The 19,814-nt window shown below is 44.1% G+C and carries 18 protein-coding genes, 2 tRNA genes and 1 pseudogene; 9 read left to right on the top strand and 12 right to left on the bottom strand.

The genetic code is table 11. The features are described from left to right. Nucleotides 1-5: 5 nt before the first annotated feature. Genes der through BT105_RS07995 form a run of 4 tightly spaced genes read left to right on the top strand, consistent with a single transcriptional unit; the run spans nucleotide 6 to nucleotide 4,595 of the window. Nucleotides 6-1,334: a ribosome biogenesis GTPase Der gene (gene der, locus BT105_RS07980; RefSeq protein WP_072300233.1), complete on the top strand. Its 1,329-nt coding sequence runs from the start codon at nucleotides 6-8 to the stop codon at nucleotides 1,332-1,334. Beyond that, nucleotides 1,334-2,014: a glycerol-3-phosphate 1-O-acyltransferase PlsY gene (gene plsY / locus BT105_RS07985; RefSeq protein ID WP_051530499.1), complete on the top strand. Its 681-nt coding sequence runs from the start codon at nucleotides 1,334-1,336 to the stop codon at nucleotides 2,012-2,014. The genes der and plsY overlap by 1 nt, the downstream gene beginning before the upstream one ends. Before the next feature lie 23 nt (nucleotides 2,015-2,037). Beyond that, nucleotides 2,038-3,030 (top strand): NAD(P)H-dependent glycerol-3-phosphate dehydrogenase, encoded by a 993-nt coding sequence (locus BT105_RS07990; protein WP_072300234.1) that lies wholly within the window; start codon nucleotides 2,038-2,040, stop codon nucleotides 3,028-3,030. Nucleotides 3,031-3,056: 26 nt separating this feature from the next. Then, on the top strand, nucleotides 3,057-4,595 hold the full coding sequence (locus BT105_RS07995; RefSeq protein ID WP_072300235.1) for an asparagine synthetase B family protein: 1,539 nt from the start codon (nucleotides 3,057-3,059) through the stop codon (nucleotides 4,593-4,595). Between the two features lie 94 nt (nucleotides 4,596-4,689). On the opposite strand, the gene spo0A is transcribed toward BT105_RS07995, so the two are convergent. Beyond that, nucleotides 4,690-5,436, bottom strand: a complete 747-nt coding sequence (gene spo0A, locus BT105_RS08000) for a sporulation transcription factor Spo0A (protein WP_072300236.1) — start codon at nucleotides 5,434-5,436, stop codon at nucleotides 4,690-4,692. A 253-nt stretch (nucleotides 5,437-5,689) separates the two neighbouring features. On the opposite strand from spo0A, the gene BT105_RS08005 reads away from it, so the two are divergent. Continuing rightward, nucleotides 5,690-5,774 (top strand) — tRNA-Leu (locus tag BT105_RS08005). A gap of 33 nt (nucleotides 5,775-5,807) precedes the next feature. Next, a tRNA-Ser gene (locus tag BT105_RS08010) sits at nucleotides 5,808-5,896 on the top strand. Between the two features lie 236 nt (nucleotides 5,897-6,132). Here BT105_RS08010 and BT105_RS08015 read toward each other — a convergent pair. Continuing rightward, the gene (locus BT105_RS08015; RefSeq protein WP_072300237.1) at nucleotides 6,133-6,999 is read right to left on the bottom strand and encodes a hypothetical protein; all 867 of its coding nucleotides are present in this window, start codon (nucleotides 6,997-6,999) and stop codon (nucleotides 6,133-6,135) included. A gap of 139 nt (nucleotides 7,000-7,138) precedes the next feature. Between BT105_RS08015 and BT105_RS08020 the strand changes: the two genes are divergently transcribed. Further along, nucleotides 7,139-8,179, top strand: a complete 1,041-nt coding sequence (locus BT105_RS08020) for a helix-turn-helix transcriptional regulator (protein ID WP_072300238.1) — start codon at nucleotides 7,139-7,141, stop codon at nucleotides 8,177-8,179. A gap of 79 nt (nucleotides 8,180-8,258) precedes the next feature. Here the strand turns inward: BT105_RS08020 and BT105_RS08025 are convergent, their stop codons facing one another. Continuing rightward, nucleotides 8,259-9,053, bottom strand: coding sequence for a uracil-DNA glycosylase family protein (locus BT105_RS08025; RefSeq protein WP_072300239.1), 795 nt, complete (start codon nucleotides 9,051-9,053; stop codon nucleotides 8,259-8,261). Between the two features lie 144 nt (nucleotides 9,054-9,197). On the opposite strand from BT105_RS08025, the gene BT105_RS08030 reads away from it, so the two are divergent. Next, complete coding sequence (locus BT105_RS08030) at nucleotides 9,198-9,692, top strand: 3'-5' exonuclease (protein WP_072300240.1); 495 nt, start codon at nucleotides 9,198-9,200, stop codon at nucleotides 9,690-9,692. Nucleotides 9,693-9,783: 91 nt separating this feature from the next. Beyond that, a complete protein-coding gene (locus BT105_RS08035; RefSeq protein ID WP_072300241.1) occupies nucleotides 9,784-10,470 on the top strand; it encodes a sce7726 family protein in 687 nt (228 codons plus the stop codon). Here BT105_RS08035 and BT105_RS08040 read toward each other — a convergent pair. From BT105_RS08040 to BT105_RS08080, 9 genes and pseudogenes are all read right to left on the bottom strand, one after another. After that, nucleotides 10,422-11,246: pseudogene (locus BT105_RS08040) on the bottom strand (aminotransferase class III-fold pyridoxal phosphate-dependent enzyme); the annotation flags it as partial. The gene BT105_RS08035 and the pseudogene BT105_RS08040 sit on opposite strands and share 49 nt — an antisense overlap. After that, nucleotides 11,209-11,940 (bottom strand): dethiobiotin synthase, encoded by a 732-nt coding sequence (gene bioD, locus BT105_RS08045; RefSeq protein WP_072300242.1) that lies wholly within the window; start codon nucleotides 11,938-11,940, stop codon nucleotides 11,209-11,211. The gene bioD and the pseudogene BT105_RS08040, both read right to left, overlap by 38 nt. Further along, nucleotides 11,933-12,901, bottom strand: a complete 969-nt coding sequence (gene bioB, locus BT105_RS08050) for a biotin synthase BioB (protein WP_177243954.1) — start codon at nucleotides 12,899-12,901, stop codon at nucleotides 11,933-11,935. The genes bioD and bioB overlap by 8 nt, the downstream gene beginning before the upstream one ends. A gap of 5 nt (nucleotides 12,902-12,906) precedes the next feature. Beyond that, nucleotides 12,907-13,473: a biotin transporter BioY gene (locus BT105_RS08055; protein ID WP_347496935.1), complete on the bottom strand. Its 567-nt coding sequence runs from the start codon at nucleotides 13,471-13,473 to the stop codon at nucleotides 12,907-12,909. A gap of 522 nt (nucleotides 13,474-13,995) precedes the next feature. Continuing rightward, entirely contained in the window at nucleotides 13,996-15,627 is a 1,632-nt protein-coding gene (gene ptsP / locus BT105_RS08060) for a phosphoenolpyruvate--protein phosphotransferase (protein WP_072300244.1), read from the bottom strand. A 61-nt stretch (nucleotides 15,628-15,688) separates the two neighbouring features. Continuing rightward, nucleotides 15,689-15,955, bottom strand: a complete 267-nt coding sequence (locus tag BT105_RS08065; protein WP_072300245.1) for an HPr family phosphocarrier protein — start codon at nucleotides 15,953-15,955, stop codon at nucleotides 15,689-15,691. Between the two features lie 31 nt (nucleotides 15,956-15,986). Further along, nucleotides 15,987-17,906 carry a PTS fructose transporter subunit IIABC gene (locus BT105_RS08070; protein WP_072300246.1) on the bottom strand — a complete coding sequence of 640 codons (1,920 nt, stop codon included), beginning with the start codon at nucleotides 17,904-17,906 and terminating at the stop codon, nucleotides 15,987-15,989. Nucleotides 17,907-17,933: 27 nt separating this feature from the next. Beyond that, on the bottom strand, nucleotides 17,934-18,833 hold the full coding sequence (gene pfkB / locus BT105_RS08075; RefSeq protein ID WP_072300247.1) for a 1-phosphofructokinase: 900 nt from the start codon (nucleotides 18,831-18,833) through the stop codon (nucleotides 17,934-17,936). Next, nucleotides 18,834-19,580, bottom strand: a complete 747-nt coding sequence (locus tag BT105_RS08080; protein ID WP_072300248.1) for a DeoR/GlpR family DNA-binding transcription regulator — start codon at nucleotides 19,578-19,580, stop codon at nucleotides 18,834-18,836. Nucleotides 19,581-19,814 lie beyond the last annotated feature (234 nt).

Consider the following 19,814-nt stretch of genomic DNA (forward strand, 5'->3'; position numbering starts at 1 on the left):
ATACAATGTCATTACCGATAGTTGCAGTTGTTGGACGTCCTAATGTAGGAAAGTCCACACTTTTCAACAAGCTTATCGGACAGCGCTTGTCTATCGTAGAGGATACCCCCGGCGTTACACGCGACCGTATCTATTCTAAGTGCGAGTGGCGCGGCAAGGAGTTCATGGTGGTGGATACAGGCGGTATCGAGCCCGAAAGCAATGATGTTATCCTTGCGCAGATGAGAAGACAGTCGGAGCTTGCTATCGAAAAGGCTGACGTTATCGTGTTTGTAACGGATATCAAATGCGGAGTTACCGCTGACGACTATGCCGTGGCACAAATGCTCCTTAAAAGCGGCAAGCCCATAGTTCTTGCTGTAAATAAAGTTGATAATCTCGGAGATCCTCCGCTGGAGCTCTACGAGTTCTATAATCTGGGACTTGGCGATCCATATCCAATATCCTCTGTTCACGGTCACGGCACAGGCGATATGCTGGACAAGGTGTATGAGAGCCTGCCTGACGGTGAGGAGACTGACTACGGCGAGGATCATATCAAGGTCGCCGTTATCGGTAAGCCAAACGCAGGAAAGTCCTCGCTTATCAACAAGATAGCAGGCGAGGAGCGTGTTATCGTTTCCGATATTGCAGGAACTACCCGTGATTCAACGGATACCGTTATCAATAACGAGTACGGCAATTTCGTATTCATTGATACCGCAGGTATCCGCAAGAAGTCAAAGGTCACAGAAAAAGTCGAGCACTACAGCGTACTCCGTGCTTATATGGCTGTTGACCGTGCTGACGTGTGCGTAATTATGCTTGACGCAGCCGAGGGCTTTACAGAGCAGGATTCTAAGGTCGCAGGCTATGCTCATGAGCAGGGAAAAGCCTGTGTCGTAGCTGTAAACAAGTGGGACCTCATAGAAAAGGACGACAAGACCATGCAGGAGTACAGAACTAAGCTGGAAAATGATTTCAGCTTTATGTCATACGTACCCTTTGTGTTCATATCTGCTAAGACAGGACAGCGTATCAACAAGCTCTATGAGCTCATCAAGTACGTTTATGAGCAGAACAGCATGAGAATATCAACGGGTATGCTCAACGACGTCCTTGCATACGCTACCACAAGAGTTCAGCCTCCGTCGGACAAGGGCAGAAGACTGAAGATATACTATATGACACAGCCCTCTACAAAGCCTCCGACCTTTGTTACCTTTGTAAACAGGGCAGACCTTTTCCACTTCTCATACAGAAGATATATTGAAAATCAAATACGCTCAACATTCGGACTTGAGGGAACTCCTGTTCGCTTTATAGTCCGTGAGAGGGGAGGAAATGATAAATAATGAAGGTGTTTTTCTCAATTATCGTCGCCGCAGGTCTTGGATATTTCCTCGGCAGTATAAATTTCTCTATCATCGTCGTAAGAATGATGACTGGCAGAGATATCCGCGATATGGGCAGTAAAAATGCAGGACTTACCAATACTCTCAGATGTGCAGGCAAGCCCAGCGCGCTTCTTACTCTCATAGGAGACCTCTTAAAAGGCGTAGTGGCAGTATTCCTTGCAAGAGGCTTCTGTCATCTTCTCCATGCAGGAATGCTCCCGGGCAATGATACACACTATATCGGCTATATAGCAGGCTTATTTGCAATAATAGGTCATGTTTTCCCGATATATTACGGATTCAAGGGCGGAAAGGGCGTACTTGTGGGGGCGGCTTCGTTTTTAGCTGTTGACTACAAGGTATTCCTTGCACTTCTGGCTATTTTCGTTGTGATACTTGCAATTTCCAAGTATGTTTCGCTTGCTTCAATAATTTCGACAGCATACTGCCCGCTTGCAACACTGCTGATGTCATGGATAGTTGACGGCTATTCATTCGGAAGAAGCTGTCTGTATATGCTTCTTTCACTGCCAATGGCGGCAATGGTCATATTCATGCACCGTTCAAATATCCAGAGACTTATTGACGGAAATGAGAATAAATTCACATTCAACACCATAGATATAGGCAGAGAATGATTTATCGTAAGGAGTGATCTTCTATGGCAAAAATAGTTATACTCGGTTCGGGCGGTTTCGGTCTTGCACTGGCAATAATGGCTGAACACTGCGGAAAACATGATGTTACAGTATGGTCGAAGTTCCAGTCGGAAATAGATGATATCCGCTCTCACGGCGAACATGTTCAGAAGCTCCCGGGAGTACCTATCTCCGAGAGTATTGCCCTTACAAGCGATATCTCCTGTATAAAGGGCTGTGATATGCTTGTATTCGGTATCCCGTCATCATTTGTGCGCAGCGTAGCCAAGGAGGCTGCTCCCTACTGTGACGACCATATGGTCATCGTCAATACAGGTAAAGGACTTGAAGAGGGAAGCCTTAAAACTCTCAGCGAAGTAATACGTGAGGAGATACCAACCCCAAAAATGGTAGTTCTCTCAGGACCGTCTCATGCTGAGGAGGTCGCAAGATGTGTTCCCACAACTGTAGTTGCTGCTTCTGAGAATCATGACGCTGCCGAGTACGTTCAGCGTGAATTCGGCAATAACTTCATGAGAATATATCTTAATGACGATGTAAAGGGCTGCGAGATAGGCGGAGCTCTCAAAAATATCATTGCTCTCTGCGTTGGCATATGCGACGGTCTGGGCTACGGCGACAACACAAAGGCTGCCCTTATGACCAGAGGCATACACGAGATAGCACGTCTCGGAAAAGCCGCAGGCGCTGAGCCTATAACCTTCAGCGGACTTACAGGCATTGGCGACCTTATCGTTACCTGTACGAGTATGCACAGCCGCAACAGACGCGCAGGCATACTTATCGGTCAGGGAGTTTCTCCCGAGGAGGCTGTTGAGCGCGTAGGCACTGTTGAGGGCTATTTCTGCTGCAAGGCTGCTTACGACCTTTCAAGACGCCTTGGAGTTGAGCTGCCTATCACAGAGCAGCTTAATGAAGTGCTTTTCAACGGCGGAGATGTCAGACACGCACTGGGCGCACTTATGAACCGTCCACAGATCTACGAAGAAATATAAGCTACACTATTACGAGGTGAATCAAATTGATTAATATCTGCGATTACAGAGGTCATATCAGAAACTGGAGAGGTCTTTGCGAAGAACTGGGCATTGATAACACGCTTTCCCGTGAGGATCGCGAAAAGGCTATTATCGTCAAGGCTTATGAGAAGTGGGGCAGGGAAATGGCTGACCATTTTTACGGAATGTTCGCATTTGCTCTTTATGATACCGAGAAAGACAAGTATTTCTGTCTCAGAGACCAGTTCGGCACAAAGCCTTTCTATTATTATATCACAGCCGATAACAAGCTCCTCTGCGGAACAAATATCAGCAGGATAATCGGTCAGGAGGGCTTCGTCAAGGAGCTCAATGTGGATATGCTCCAGATATACATGACACTGACCTATGTTGCAGGCGAGGATACATTCTTCAAGGGCGTGAAGAAGCTCATGCCGGGACACTGGCTGGAATTCGAGGGCGGAAAGCTGACAGTTCAGCGTTACTGGACTCCCACATTCAAGCCCGACGAGAGCAAGTCCCTTGATGACTGGGCAAACGAGATACATGATACACTGACTAATATCTTTCCCGAGGTCAAGGACGATGACGAAGTGGCAGAGTCATTCCTTTCGGGCGGCGTTGATTCATCTTATGTGCTTGCAATGAGCGACGCTAAGAGAGCCGATTCCTGCGGATATGACGAGGAAAGATTCGACGAGTCAAGAGTTGCAGCCAAGACTGCTGAGCTCCTTAACGTCGAGCACAGCGTTGCAAATATCCAGCCAAAGGACTTCTTTGATATCGTTCCTTTCGTTATGTACAATATGGAGCAGCCTTTAGGCGACGCTTCTGCTATAGTATTCACTCTCGGCTGCAAGGCTACTGCCGAGCATACAAAGCTTTGCTACTCGGGCGAGGGCGCTGACGAGTTCTTCGGCGGCTACAATATGTACCGCAATGCCGAGCGATACGGCGACAACCTCAAGACCTTCTATGTGGGCAATACCAATATCATGAAAGAAGAGGAAAAGCAGAAGATACTCAAGCACTACGATCCCAATGTGCTCCCCATAAACCTTGTGAAGTACATCTATGACGAGACTGAGGGACTTGATCCGCTGACAAAAATGTCTGATGTGGATATCCAGATATGGCTTGAGGGAGATATTTATCTCAATGTTGACAAGATGAGTACTGCCTGCGGTCTGGAGATTCGTATGCCCCTCACAGACAGAAGAATATTCGATATTGCTTCACGTATGCCTTCAAAGTACAAGGTGAATGAGGAGCAGAACAAGGTGGCGTTCAGAACCGCTGCTGCAAAGGTACTTCCCGAGGAGATCGCTTTCAGAAAGAAGCTGGGCTTCATAGTTCCCGTAAGAATATGGCTTGCTGACGAGCGCTATAACGCAGATGTTCGCGCTAAGTTCAACAGTGATATGGCTGCGCAGTTCTTTGATATCGACGAGATAAACGCTATATATAAGGATTATGTAGGCGGAAACTCTGATAACTGGCGTAAGGTATGGACTATCTATACATTCCTCGTATGGTATGAGGAGTACTTCGTAAAGAGATAATGAATAAGCCCTCTGTGCTTAACAACACAGAGGGCTTCGTTAGGATAATATAAACAGTCACAGCGGAGAGAGGAGTTGTGACTGTAATATTCACTTATGCCAATTTCAGCTGAAGTCTTATCTTATCTGTTACAAGAGCTATAAATTCCGAATTTGTGGGACGTCCGCGGTAATTATCTATAGTATATCCGAAAAAGCTGTTTATGACCTCGGAATCGCCTCTGTCCCATGCTATTTCGATAGCGTGACGGATAGCTCGTTCAACGCGTGATGAAGTGGTATCGTACTTCTGTGCCACACATGGGTAAAGAAGCTTAGTAACACATTCCATGAGCCTGCTGTCTTCGATCGCACTGAGAATAGCTGTGCGCAGATAATGGTAGCCCTTTATATGGGCAGGTACGCCAAGCTTCTGTATTATTTCCGTTACCATTATTTCTGTGTCGGTACAGGTGCTTGAAATGGGGACAGTGCATATGGACTTGATTATAGATGGAAGATCCTGCACATCATACGGTCGTGAGAGATAATATGACGCTCCGTTTTCCATTACCTGCCGCTCAATGAAGCTGTTCTGGATATCAGATACAATAATGAATGCAGGCGTCTTAACGAGAGTCTCTTTGACACGCTCCATAAGGCATATGGCGTCGGTATCCTGCAGACTCAGATCGAGAATGACTGCATCAGGGGCGTCATTGATTATGGAATCAAGTATCGCTCTGCTGTTTTTCTTTCGGGTAAACGCTGTAATATCGTTTTCCCTGAGCGCTGCTGCTGCTTTTACTCCGTTTGATGCTGAATCGTCACCGATCAATACTTTGATTCGTTTGTTTTCCATAGTTTAGGTTTAACTCCTTTTCTTTTAATCTACAAACACATTGTACATCACTTTGAAAGGTTTTTCAAGGGGTGTTTTTAGCGCAAAATGTCGAAAATCAGGAAAATTTATGGGCGATTATTTTAATTTATTATTCTTTGACTATATAGTGGACTTTTTTGTTATATGAAACGCTTTATTTTGTAATATGATAAATATATATTGAAGCCTATTGACTTTTTTTTTGATTTGCTGTATAATATTAAAGTACTTTGCGAGTGTGCTGGAATAGGCAGACAGGCACGTTTGAGGGGCGTGTGTCGAGAGACGTATGGGTTCAAGTCCCATTACTCGCACCAAGGGAGACTTTTTTCTAAGTCTCCTATATATATGGACAGATGGCTGAGCTGGTCTAAGGCGCACGACTGGAACTCGTGTATACGTTAATAGCGTATCGAGGGTTCGAATCCCTCTCTGTCCGCTCTTTTAAAGAAGCCTGTATTTCGAGGAAAACACCGAAATACAGGCTTTTCTCATGCCTGTAGAAAACAGTTTTAAATGCATTTTTGCAGTTGCGTGTGACTGATTTTCAGTCAAAAATCACACGAAATCACACGAAAATCACACGAAATATATTGGTGGTACAAAGCTATTAAAGAAGCCAGCTCCCTTTACGGGAGCTGATTCTATTTAAAAATATTCATTAACAAAAAGCTTTCAATGAATGTTACCGTTACTATACTCTTCCAAGAATTCAGCTGCACTGATCCCACCCTTTATCAGGTGACTTAACCTAATCAGTTCTTTAGGACATTCTTCCATCTCTGACTCTTTGCATGATTCAATAAGGAGCAATGAAAAGTCCCTTTGGATAAATACACCGCTGCTGGAATGACAAGCGTTCTTTTCAAATACCACACAGCTTACGGTCATATCGTTCATATCAAGACCTGTGGTTTTTATAGGACTTCTGTTATCCTCAACGACGACAGCAAATGTATTGTCATAAGTGAATACAACAATATCACTGGTTGCGTATCGATGCGGGATCCAAGCATACGAACTGAATATACTGAAGTTGATTCTGTCGTTATATAGATTCCACATATCATACGGCTCGCCCTGTTCATTGATAAGCGCTGTTATATCTGTAACATTTTCAAATTCATTTATTTTCACTTTTACTATACAAAACTCATTTCCGGAATGATTATTCTTTATTTCATCCATGGCAGTTTCAAATGTATCGAATGTTCCATGGAAACCGATATTATCTCTGTCGTGAGCGTTATAAACGTGATTGTTGTCAGGACGGTACATATCAGCGAGAACCTTCTCGGTAGAATCAATATACTCTTTTAAAGCGGACTTAAAGTCTTTTTCTCGACAATTGTATATTCCCTTGTTGAAATCTTCTGCTGAATATGTATCATATCTCTCTTTCAGTGCTTCTAGCTTCTTCTCTATTGAACATCTGCGGCTACGGACTATCAATATACATTCAATCGCCGGTTCGAGTGTCTGATTTCTAAGATGATCTCTCAGAGTATCTGAGTCGATAAAATCAAGTACGGATATTTTCATAGTCTTAATCCCTCCAAAATTGATCTGAATCTATTGCTTTTTCGCACTTCTATGGTATAATATAACAAAGACCATGTACGAAAAAGCGAACACGCCTATCCGTATACTATAAATAGAACAAGCAGAGCGAGGTGTTACTATGTATACGATACAGCCCAAGAAGCTGATGATCATCAATATTCTCGATATTTTGAAGAAATACACTGACGAAGACCACAGACTTTCTCAGAAGGACATTGTTGATATTCTCAAAAAAGAATATAGTATGCCTGCTGACAGAAAAGCGGTAAAGAGCAATCTGATGAACCTTGTGGACTTCGGATATCCTATCAATTATAGTGAATCGCTTCGTAAGGACAAAAACGGCGAGGACAAGACCGTTCTGACCGACTGGTATCTCAGCCATGACTTCAGCGACGCAGAACTGCGCCTGCTTATTGATGGACTCCTGTTCTCACGCCATATTCCATACAGTCAGCGCAAAGAGCTTATCACGAAGCTGGAGGGGCTGTCCTCTGTTTACTTCCATAGCAAGGTACGGCATATCTGTACGATGCCCGATGACAGCAGCTCGAACAAGCAGCTCTTCTACACTATCGATGTTCTCGATGAGGCTATCGAAAAGAAGCGTCAGGTGGAGTTTGAGTATTGCAGTTACGGTACCGATAAGCAGCTCCACCCTCGCAGGAACGATAACGGAGAGATACGCAGATATATCGTAAATCCATATCAGCTTGCGGTTATGAGCGGTAGGTATTATCTTATCTGCAACTATGATAAGTACGACAGGCTCTCCAATTATCGCGTGGACAGGATAAGCGATATCCGAATGCTCGATACTCCGGTAAAGCCTGCGGATAAAGTCGCCGGATACAAGTACGGACTCGATCTCGCCGAACACATGGCAGAGCACATTTTTATGTTCACAAGCGAGAGGATAAATGTGAAGTTCCGTGCCAACAGCTACATTATCAACGACATCATCGACTACTTCGGAACTGACATTGATATTTCCGATGTCACTGACAAGGATTTCATTGTCCGCGCACATATCAGCGAAGAGGATATGTTCAAGTGGGCGGTACAGTATGCAGGTCACGCTGTTGTTCTTGAACCCGCTCCCCTCAGGGAGCGTGTCATAAATGAACTGAAAAAGTCACTTACTAACTACGGTATATAAAAATGGGGCGGATTATCCGCCCCATAGATTTTATTATTTACATTGTTTCATCGCCACGTTCTACAAAATGCTTAATATGTCACTTGTTCAACAAATCATATTCAAGACGTGCTTTGGCTGCTAACTTAATAATTATCTTATTATTAATTCCAATAGACAAGTATTCTTTCTCGACTTCATCATAGTTGTTTAGACTTTTCCTTGAACCTCGCCAATTACTTGTATGCCACATTTTCATTATAGGTACATCCTTCCCATTGACATTAATGAATAAGATGTCCCCTTTATAATTAGCTCCGATATTTTGAAGAAGATTCATGTTAAAAGTTTTTATTCCAAGCCATACTATAAGATTAGGGGCAATTAGTTTAATTTCTTTTTCAATGAATTCCTTGTATAAATTACAATAATTCTCTATGTGTTTGCCATCGCCGATTTGATTGTTTCCGCCTCGTTTATTAATGTTCATAAATGCAAAGCGTTTTGCAGAATTATAATACTCAGGTGAAGGCTCTTGAATCAACTCATTAAATACGGCACATATACGTTCGCGCATTTTGCCTTTCCAATTGTCATAATGATCATTATAATATTCATTGAAGCTATTTCTTCTATCCCCAGCTTTTTCATATTTAGGATTGTCAATATTCGCTTCGTTAGATATAAAAAGGATTTTATTATTTTCTTTTTTGAATACTTCAGGGTCTATAATACCGTCGCCTATAAAATTGTCTTTCGGAATGTTCTTGGAAGAACCTTTTGTTGTTTCCCAATTTTCTTCACTTTCTATGGAATGAGCTTCCTTCCAGATATTAAAAAGTTCATCAAGGGTTTCAGCTTTGGTAGCTTCTTGTTTAAGTTCTTCAAATGTCATAAAGAACACCTCCTAAGTATATTCTACTTTTATTATATCGCGTCAGTATTATACTTTCAACATTTTTCTATGAACAAATAATATCACAAACGATGTCCGAAAAAACGAACACCTTTATTCTTATAATATAATTGAGGTGATAGTATGAAAGATGAATTCGTTGTTATCGATATAACTTCAAACGATCTTGATGAAGAATCAGAAATAGTCAGCTTTGCCGCACTCCGATTTGAAAACGGAGTTCCTACCTGCCGTTTCTTTGAATATGTCAACAGCGAAGCTGTCCTTTCAGATAGTGTTTCTGAGATACTCGGAATTACCAATGATACGCTGAGCAACTATGGAACAACAATGGAAGATGCTTATTGGCAGTTCATAGAGTTCTGCTGCGGCAGTGATCTGGTCGCTATGCACCATGACTTTGATAGCAAGTTCATAGAACGTATATGCAGGGAGTATGATCTTCCAGCGCTTGAAAATCATATCACTGACCTTGATACCATGTTCCGTATGAAGTTCAACAGAAGCTACAGCACACGCTTCGCCGAAAAGCATCTGGGTATTACCTCTGATGAGAATGACGAATGGAGACATCTCGATATTGCAGGAAAGGTGTATATTGTATTACAAGGAGAATGATTGCAAACCTGCTCCCACTATAGAATTGTCATTCAAACGATGTACGAAATACCGTACATCGTTTCTTTTATACTATAATAGGGGCGATAGTATGAATGATAAGGATATACGCAAAATACTGATAAACTACCTTCTGGCAGAACGTCAAGATATCCGCATATATCAGGAAAAGACAATAGGCAGTTCAATTTGCGATGTAATGGCTGTCAGCTCTCACCTTACGGGTTATGAGATCAAGAGCGACAGCGATGACTACAGCAGGCTTGACAGACAAGTCTCTGCCTATGATAGTTTCTTTGACAAGAATTATCTTGTAATTAGTCAGAAGCACAGAAAATCAGCTGAAAACAAGGTTCCTCGTCACTGGGGAATAATATGCATAGAGCAGGACAATGTTGAAATTCTTCGCAGAGCAGCAGACAATCCTAACGTGTCAAGACGCTCACAGCTAACTGTTTTATGGAAGCTTGAACTGAAAAATATACTTGTCAAAAACTCGATGCCTATGTATGCTCAGAAGGACAAAAACTATATATCATACCAGATCTCAAAACAAGTTGATCCTGCTATTCTTGGTAAACAAATTGCCTATGAGCTCTATAATCGTGAATATTCATATTATGATGCAAAAGACTTTACTATCAAAAACGATAGGGATAGAAGTCAAACACCGTTGTTTGAGCTTCTTGAAAAGGTCACAGAAGACGATACAAACAGCTTTACTCTCGAGGAATGGATATCTTTATATACTCTTCGGTTTGCTACTGTAACTGCATGACCTATATATCCGCCCGTCAGAGCCTTTCCAAGAACAAGTATATCAGGCAGAACAAGATCAGCCACAAAGCGATTTCCTGTACGTCCGAAGCATGTTGCGACTTCATCAAAGATCAGCAATACATCATATTGATCGCATAACTGCCTTGCTCTTTCAAGAAAGCAGACATCATACATACGCATTCCGCCTGCACCCTGAAGCAGCGGTTCAACGATAAAACAGGTCAGGCGTTCTCCGTATTCTTCAAATGCCTTTTCAAGTGCGGGTATCTCTATAGGTATATGGACAACACCACGCTTTTTCTCGCTGTTAACGCCGAACGCAAAGTGATAGTCCTCATCATCACCGACTTCCATAGCCTTGAATGTATCTCCGTGATAGGCGTGTTCAAGCGAAAGTATCATATCCCGGTCAGAACCTCGGTTTGTGTTGAACTGTAATGCCATTTTTAACGCAACTTCCACAGCAACGCTGCCTGAGTCTGAGAAAAAGCAGTAGTCCAGATCCCCAGGCAGCCATTGTGCCAGTTTGTCAGAGAGCTTTTGAACAGGTTCATGTGTCATTCCGCCAAGCATAATGTGTGCAAATTTTTCAAGCTGACCGCTGATAGCAGCATTGATCTCTGGGTGATTGTAGCCATGAATAACACTCCACCACGAAGATACCGAGTCTATCAGGTCTTGACCGTCCTCTGTATAAAGATGAACGCCCTTGGCATGGGATATTTTTATGGGCGCATCAAGTGTTTTCATCTGAGCGTATGGATACCAGATCATATTTTTCTCCTCTGTCACATATTCTTTTCAGTACGTCTTCTGAAATGTCAATATCAGTATCAGTCTCACCGACACAGGCAATAACAGGCAGCCCCGTGAGTTTTTCACACATCAGCTTGTTATCCTCTTCCATTACATCGCCCTTGTGAAAGTTGTTCAGTATCAATCCCCGTATCTCCAGACCGTGAGCCTTCATGTATTCACAGGTAAGAACCACGCTGTTGATCGTTCCAAGTCCTGCATCTGCCACTATGATCGTGGGAAGTCCGAGAGCTTTGATAATATCCTCAAGCATGATCTTTTTATCATCGCAGCGTATGGGACACACGATACCGCCGCTTCCTTCGCAGATAACGTATTCATATTCATCGCAGATCTTTTGGAACTGTTCCCTGACCGTACTGATTTCCACAGGATCACCCTCTATCCTTGAAGCGAGATGAGGTGATACTGCTGTTTCGTATATATAAGGACACATTGTATCAAGAGGCTGCGATATTCCTGAAATTTTCTTTACATAGGCAGCGTCACCCGGTATCAGTCTGCCGTTTTCATCACGTTCGTTTCCGCTGACTGCCGCTTTGAAATAGGCAGTGGCACAGCCTGCATTATGTAGCTTCCTGACAAGCAGTGCTGTGACAAAGGTCTTTCCAATATCCGTCCCCGTGCCTGTAACAAATATTCCTTTATTCATTTTTATCGCTCCCCGTACAATAGCCGATCCTGTTCAGCATAGCAATATCTTCACGGATACGATTGCCCGATGTCGTCAGCATATCTCCTGTGATAGCCGAATTTGCACCCGAAAGGAAAGCACGTTCACCACAGTTTGTCATAAGGTTTCGTCCTGCGGCAAGGCGAATATCGGCTTCGGGAACGATAAAGCGGAATATCGCAACAGTCCGCAGAATATCAGACTCGGTGATACGTTCGATATTTTCCAGAGGTGTGCCTTTAATGGGGATAAGAGCATTTATCGGTATCGAACTTACGCCAAGCTCACTGAGTGTCAGAGCCATGTAGATACGATCCTGCCAGCTTTCGCCCATACCTATGATACCACCCGAACATATTTCAAGTCCTGCCGCCTTCGCTCTGCGTATGCATTCCAGCTTATCCTCAAAAGTATGTGTTGTGCAGATGTTTTTAAAATTTGCTCTCGAAGTCTCTATATTCGCATGATACCTTGTAACTCCTGCACGGCGAAGATCAGAAAACTGTTCTTCTTCCAGAAGACCGAATGAAGCACATAAACCAACATGGTTTTCACATGAAAGGGTACGGTAGGTGTCAAGGGCCTTTTCAAACTCATCACCGCTCAGTCTGCGCCCTGCGGTAACTATCGCAAAGCGGTGTACGCCCTGTTTTTCGTTATGATTACATTCAGTTACGATCTGATGCTTATCAAGAAAAGCATATTCTTCGATACCCGTACAGTGATGGGCGGATTGTGCACAGAACTTGCAGTCCTCGGAGCATCGACCGCTTCTGCCGTTGATGATACTGCAAAGATTGGCTGTGCCACCGCTGAAATGTTTACGCAGTTTATCTGCACATTCTGTAAGCACGTCTAATTCAGTGTTCAGCAGAAAACTCAGATCATCATTTTTCGTCAGCCTTCTGCCGTTGATTATCTGTTCGGTCATATTCTTGATATCCATTATATTGTTCCTTTCGCATAGATTACAGGCATAAGCCGTTTTGCTAAAGTAGTAGATAATAAGCAGAGTGCAATATCTCCTGGTACTGCAAGCACAAAGCAGTACAGGAACAAAGCGCCGATACCGATAGGGTCACGCAGGTATACTGCACTTATCATATAATAATATAGCATTCCAAGTGCATAAACAACCGCAAGTCCTGTAAAACAGCCGATCAGGATGTGTTTTGTATCAGGTTTTCCGCTGTGAGCAATACATCCGGCAATATATGAGCCTGCAATAAAACCAATAAGATAGCCGAATGTCGGTTGCAACACATAACCTATACCGCCTCCGCCTGTAAAAACAGGCGGTCCTGCAAGCCCAAGAATAACATACAGAGCTGTTGCCGCAGCACCTTTGTTTTTTCCAAGAATGATCCCTGCAAGAGTTGTGAACAGAAACTGCAATGTGAACGGGCAAACAGGGACAGGGATACGAATATATGCGCCTGCTGTTATCAGAGCAGTAAACATTGCTGTCAGAACCATACTTTTTGTTTTGTTTATGTTGTTAATGTCAATCACTTCCTCCGTTCAATATTATAGCACTGCGCAGCTCTGTTGTCAACCATTATTTTTATAAAGGTTGACAATAAAAGTGAAACAATTCACCCTAAATAGAACAGCCCTCAGAATTACTGAAGGCTGTTCAGATATTCAGTTCCAATAGGTTATAACCTGATAATGGGATATACGCTTGCAAAAATGCATTTAAAATTGTTTCCTACTGGCTTCTTTTTAAAAAGCGACAGAGAGATTCGTTTTTTGTAATGCAACGTTTTTGCCTATTTATAGCCGTTTATAAAATTAGTGTGGAATAATTGAGGGGAATAGTATTAATCTGATTGAAATTCATTTCTCCTATAGCCGTTCTCTTTCGATTATTGATATATTGATAATCATGCTTATCTAGCTTAATTTCAATGATATATGAACGACGCAAGTAGTTAACGGCTCCCTGCCAATAGCGTACCGCTATACTATTGGTATATTATAACAGCGATACTCATATCACAGTTACAGGCGCTTTTTTGTTTGGTTTAATTATCAGGAGAGATCAGTGTGTCTTACTGCGTCTCTGACCTTGAGTACAAAGGAAGGCGAAACTGAAAGCTCGTCTATACCCATTCTCAGGAATGTTTCGGTAAGACTTGTGTCAGCTGCAAGTTCGCCGCATATACCTATCCACGCACCATTTGCATGGGCATTTTTGGCAGACATTTCTATGAGCCGGAGAATAGCTTCATGGTGTGTATCAACGAATTGTTCAACGGCACTGTTCTGCCTGTCACAGGCGAGAGTGTATTGTGTCAGATCATTGGTACCTACGCTGAAAAAGTCAACAAGAGGAGCAAGTTTATCGCTTATGACAGCTGCTGCGGGAGTTTCGATCATTATACCGAGTTCTGCGTTTTCATCGAAGTCTACTCCGTCAACGCGGAGCTCCTCTCTGACCTCTGCGCATATTTTTTTGATCTGTTCCACCTCCGATACACTTGTTATCATAGGGAACATGATACCAAGCTTGCCGAATGCGGAAGCCCTGTAAAGGGCACGGAGCTGTGTCCTGAATATCTCTGGACGAGTGAGACAGATCCTTATAGCTCTGAAACCGAGGGCAGGATTGTCCTCCTTTGCGAGATCAAAATAATCCACCTTCTTGTCAGCGCCGATGTCAAGAGTACGTATAATGACCTTTTTGCCAGCCATGCTTTCAAGCACCTTTTTGTAGGCAGCAAACTGCTGCTCTTCGGTCGGATAATCGCTGCTCTCAAGATAGAGAAATTCACTTCGGAATAGACCAATTCCTCCTGCGTCGTTGGCAAGAACTGCTCCGATATGATCCACTCCGCCGATATTGGCAAAAATATTGATCCTTGTTCCGTCGAGCGTAACGTTTTCCTTGCCTTTTAACTCCTGGAGAAGCCTCTTCTTTTCCTCGTCCTCTTTCTGCTTCGTTTCGAGTTTTTCGAGAGCCTCGGTGTCAGGAGAGAGGAATACCTCACCGGTATATCCGTCAACTGCGGCAAACATACCGTCTGACACAGCTGAGAGAAAATCATCACCTGCACCAATAACGGCAGGGATATTCATATTCCTTGCCAGTATAGCTGTGTGAGAATTTGAAGAGCCGTGAGATGTAACAAAAGCGAGGACCTTGTTCTTGTCCAGCAGAACGGTTTCGCTGGGAGCCAGATCGTCTGCACAGATTATCACTTTTTCGTCGCTGCTGTTCTCCTGAGAACCGTCGTCTGAAAGGCAGGCGATAATGCGATTCGATATATCCTTTACGTCTGCGGAGCGCGCCTGCATATAGGCATCGTCCATAGACGCGAACATTTCTGAAAAGTTATCGGCGGTCACCGAGACTGCATATTCTGCATTGACAGACTGAGTGTCGATAATACTTTCGATGGACTCGTTGTAATCGTCATCTTCGATCATCATCATGTGTATCTCAAAGATCTGAGCATTCTGCTCACCGACCTCCTTGAGTGCTTTGTCATATATTTCCTGAAGCTGAGCTGTTGCCGCTTCCTTTGCGGCTTCCAGTCTTTTCTTCTCGGCAGCTGTATCGCTGACGTGTATTCGCTTTACAGTTGTGTCCCTTCGTTTGAAAACAGAGATCTTACCGATAGCTACAGCACCGTAAACTCCCTTGCCTTTGAAAATGGTCATATTGATGCACCTCCTTTAAAGGTATGGGACAGCAATGATGCCGTCCCATTTTCGTTTGGAATTATTCGCCGAAACCGTTCTCGAACATTGCAGCGAGTTCATCAAGAACTGCCTGCTCGTTACCGCCGTTAACGACTATTTCCACTTCGGTGCCCTTTTTGAGTCCTGCTGCCATGATCTGCATGACATTTTTAGCCTTGATGTCCTTATCATTGGTTTTGAGAATGACCTCGCTGTCTGAATGAGCCTTGACAGCCTTTGCGATCATACCTGCGGGTCTCATGTGCATACCTTCTGCGTTTACGATATTTACCTTTTTTGATACCATAAATTTTCACTCCTTATAATAATGATTTGTTTTATGCGTTCTGAGGATGCTTCTTTTTGAGCAGAGCCAGCATTAACATTCCAACTACTGAGCCGATGGCAAGTGCTATAACATACTGGAGAGGGTGTCCTACCACAGGGAATACGAATATACCGCCGTGAGGAGCTCTGAGCGTACAGCCGAATGCCATTGATATGCCGCCTGCTGTTGCCGCACCTACGATACAGGAGGGGATCACTCTTGCAGGGTCAGCTGCGGCGTAGGGGATAGCGCCTTCTGTTATGAAGCTGAGTCCCATAATGTAGTTGACGGGACCGTTCTTGCGTTCCTCCTCGGTAAATCTGTTTTTGAAGAATGTGGTAGCCAGTGCTATAGCGATAGGGGGGACCATACCTCCTAACATTACTGCTGCCATGATATTGAAGTTGCCCTGAGAGATAGCAGCAACGCCGAATACATAGGCTGCCTTGTTGAAGGGACCGCCCATGTCTATCGCCATCATACCTCCGAGTATGCAGCCAAGGAGGATCTTGCTCGAGTCGCCCATGCTGTTGAGGAAGTTGGAGAGACCGTCGTTGAGAATGCCCATTACAGGGTTGACTGCACACATCATGATGCCGACAATGGCGAGTCCTCCGAGAGGATAAATGAGTACGGGCTTGATACCGTTGAGAGCCTTGGGCAGCTTATTGCACGCCTTTTCCAGGCAAAGTGTGAGGTATCCGCCGATAAAGCCCGCCAGCAGTGCACCGAGGAAGCCTGAGGGAACATCTCCTCCCGGAGAAGCAAAGGTTGCACCTGCGGCTGCCATTGCGCCTCCTGCCATACCGACAAGGAAGCCGGGGCGGTCAGCTATGCTGAGTCCGATATATCCTGCAAGCACAGGTATCATGAACTGGAAAGCGTAGTTTCCGATAGTCTTGAACCATGCCGCAGCCGCAAGGTGGGAACCGAAATCACCGTCCTGGGGAGCGCCTCCGAAGGAGTCTATCAGGAAGGCTAACGCGATAAAAATTCCTCCCGCAACTGTGAAGGGCAGCATATTTGAAACGCCGTTCATGAGGTGTTTGTAAAGCTTTCTTCCGAAGCCTTCGCTGTCAGATGTGCTCGATGAGCTGCTGTCGGCTTCGCCCTCATGATGATATACGGGAGCGTCGCCTGCTTCGATGCGGTTTATAAGCTCCTCGGGGATCTTTATACCGTCTGATACCTTGGTCTTTATGACTTTTTTGCCGTTGAAACGCGCCATAGAGACAGTCTTGTCGGCAGCTACGATTATACCGTCACAGGCGTCTATCTCCTCCTGAGTGAGGATATTCTTTGCACCACCTGAGCCGTTTGTCTCAACTTTAATAGAGATACCCAGCTTTTTGCCTGCTTTTTCAAGAGCCTCGGCAGCCATATAGGTGTGGGCAATACCCGTCGGGCAGGCGGTTACCGCAAGAACTTTATATCCGTTTTCGGATCTTTCTTCAGCAGCAGGTTCGTCGGGATATTTCTCCTTCTCCATATCGTCGATGACCTTCAGGAACTCATCAGCGTCCTTGGCTTTCAGAAGGTCGTCTCTGAAATCCTCGTCCATGAGTATAGTCATAAGTCTGGACAGAACTTCAAGATGAACATCTCCGTCATTGGGGGCTGCTATCATAAACAGCAGATTTGAGGGCTCATCATCAAGGGCTTCGTAATCAACTCCATCCGGAACTGTCATTGCCGCCAGTGATGGAGCCTTTACAGCTTCGCTTTTTGCGTGTGGTATTGCAATTCCTTCGCCAACAGCGGTCGAACCCTTTTCCTCTCTTGCGAGGATGCCTTTTTTATAAGATTCCTTATCGGCGATATTTCCGCCTTTTACCTGAAGGTCTATGAGCATATCGATAGCTTCGAATTTTGACTTTGGGGAAGCGTTTAGCTTGATGCTATTTTTGCTGAGCAGATCTACAATTCTCATGAGCTATTCCTCCTTACTGTTGTAATATCAGAGCTGAGCGAGCAGCTCTTCGATCTTGGTTTTTACTGCCAGTCCGTCTGAGAAAGCTGTGGCTCCTCCTGCGGCGGTACCGAGCTTTAATGCGTATTCATAGTCGCCGTTCTGAGCTCCGGTCAGAAAACCTGCTACCATGGAATCTCCTGCACCGACTGAGTTTCTGACTTTTCCCTTGCAGACGCCGCAGCGGTGGCATTTACCGTTCTCGTCAATAAGCATAGCTCCGTCACCAGCCATTGAGATCAGAACATTTATAGCTCCCATGTCTTTCAGTTTTCGGGCATAGCGCTCTATTTCTTCATCTTCCGAGAGGGTTACTCCGAACATCTCACCAAGCTCATGATTATTTGGCTTGATGAGGAAGGGCTTGTACTTCAGAACGTTGAGCAGAAGGTCATTTGTGGCGTCAACAACTGTCCTGATCTTTCTGTCCGAAAGTCTCTGCATGATCCTCTCATAGATGTCCGATGGAAGACTGGAAGGGATACTGCCTGCAAGCACGAGCGTATCACCGTCTGACAGCTTGTCCAGCTTTACGAAAAGTGCTTCCAGCGCCTCGTTGTCTATGTGCGGCCCCTGACCGTTGAGTTCGGTTTCTTCGCCGGCTTTGATCTTGACATTGATCCGGGAGTTGCCGGTTTTCAGTCTTACGAAATCTGATTTTATGCCCATTGCCTTGAAACCGTTTTCGATAGCCTCGCCTGTGAAGCCTGCGGTGAAGCCCAGAGCAATGGACGGTGTACCAAGCTCATTCAGAACTATGGACACATTTATCCCTTTGCCGCCGAAGTACATTTCCTCCGATGATGAACGATTAACTTCGCCAAGCCTCATTTCAGCTGTGTGTACAACATAGTCGATGGCAGGGTTGAATGTTACAGTGTATACCAACTACATCACCTCCTTGATATTTGCAGCTGTCAGATATTTTTTATCACTGAGTTTATCAGTGATTATTATGACCTTATCAAGATCCGTGAAAGTTACTGAGGTAATCTGATCGAATTTGGAATGATCCGAAAGGATATATGCGTTCATGCTGTGTCTGATCACCTCAGCCTTTATGCTCGCCTCATTTCTGTCGGGAGTGGAAACTCCGGCAGAAAGTGAGATTCCGTTTGCTCCGATGAAGCTTTTTGTGAAGTTGTAAGCTTGAAGGCTGCTGACACACTCTGCACCGACGATCGCTTCTGTTGTAAGCTTTATCTCACCGGCTGGGAGGAAAACTTTGAAGCCTCTTTGTGCAAGCTTTTTTGCGTGAACAAAGGCATTGGTAACAAATGTGACGTTTTTTGCAGAGATATAGTCTATCATTTTTTCAGTTGTTGTTCCGGCGTCAATGAATACGAAATCACCGTCTTCTATCAGTGAAGCTGCATACTTAGCTATAGCAGTCTTTTCATCATTATAAAGATGAGATTTTTCTTCAATATTCTGTTCTCCGAAGCTGAATTTGTCAATGCAGGGCATAGCACCGCCATGTATCTTGATAAGCAGTCCGCGTTCTGCAAGGTGATTAAGATCTCTCCTCACGGTAGATGCAGAAGCACCGAGTAATGAGCAAAGCTCACTGAGCGTAACGGCATTTTTGCCGTCGAGTGCATTAAGTATCATCTGATGTCTTTCTTCTGTAAGCAAAATTATCCCCGTCCTGAATATTTAATAGTATCATTATCAAACGAACATTTATGAGTGAATGTGAATGAATATGATTGATGTTGATTGAATTATATCATCAAGTGTCAAAATAGTCAAGAGAATTCAATCAAAAACATTCATCGGCAGTAAATATCTGTGTAGATAAACAACAAATGACTGCACGATTTGTCTATATTGACTATGGATGATGTTTTCTCAGACGAATTGATGACG

Source organism: Ruminococcus flavefaciens (genome assembly GCF_900119075.1).
Classification (GTDB): Bacteria; Bacillota; Clostridia; order Oscillospirales; family Ruminococcaceae; genus Ruminococcus; species Ruminococcus flavefaciens_Q.

What these genes read in the sequence shown, in the direction of transcription:
- der (WP_072300233.1), top strand. Translation starts at nt 6, where the DNA reads ATGTCATTACCGATAGTTGCAGTTGTTGGACGTCCTAATGTAGGAAAG.
- plsY (WP_051530499.1), top strand. Translation starts at nt 1,334, where the DNA reads ATGAAGGTGTTTTTCTCAATTATCGTCGCCGCAGGTCTTGGATATTTC.
- BT105_RS07990 (WP_072300234.1), top strand. Translation starts at nt 2,038, where the DNA reads ATGGCAAAAATAGTTATACTCGGTTCGGGCGGTTTCGGTCTTGCACTG.
- spo0A (WP_072300236.1), bottom strand. Translation starts at nt 5,436, where the DNA reads ATGGAAAACAAACGAATCAAAGTATTGATCGGTGACGATTCAGCATCA.
- BT105_RS08015 (WP_072300237.1), bottom strand. Translation starts at nt 6,999, where the DNA reads ATGAAAATATCCGTACTTGATTTTATCGACTCAGATACTCTGAGAGAT.
- BT105_RS08020 (WP_072300238.1), top strand. Translation starts at nt 7,139, where the DNA reads ATGTATACGATACAGCCCAAGAAGCTGATGATCATCAATATTCTCGAT.
- BT105_RS08025 (WP_072300239.1), bottom strand. Translation starts at nt 9,053, where the DNA reads ATGACATTTGAAGAACTTAAACAAGAAGCTACCAAAGCTGAAACCCTT.
- BT105_RS08030 (WP_072300240.1), top strand. Translation starts at nt 9,198, where the DNA reads ATGAAAGATGAATTCGTTGTTATCGATATAACTTCAAACGATCTTGAT.
- BT105_RS08035 (WP_072300241.1), top strand. Translation starts at nt 9,784, where the DNA reads ATGAATGATAAGGATATACGCAAAATACTGATAAACTACCTTCTGGCA.
- bioD (WP_072300242.1), bottom strand. Translation starts at nt 11,940, where the DNA reads ATGAATAAAGGAATATTTGTTACAGGCACGGGGACGGATATTGGAAAG.
- ptsP (WP_072300244.1), bottom strand. Translation starts at nt 15,627, where the DNA reads ATGACCATTTTCAAAGGCAAGGGAGTTTACGGTGCTGTAGCTATCGGT.
- BT105_RS08065 (WP_072300245.1), bottom strand. Translation starts at nt 15,955, where the DNA reads ATGGTATCAAAAAAGGTAAATATCGTAAACGCAGAAGGTATGCACATG.
- BT105_RS08070 (WP_072300246.1), bottom strand. Translation starts at nt 17,906, where the DNA reads ATGAGAATTGTAGATCTGCTCAGCAAAAATAGCATCAAGCTAAACGCT.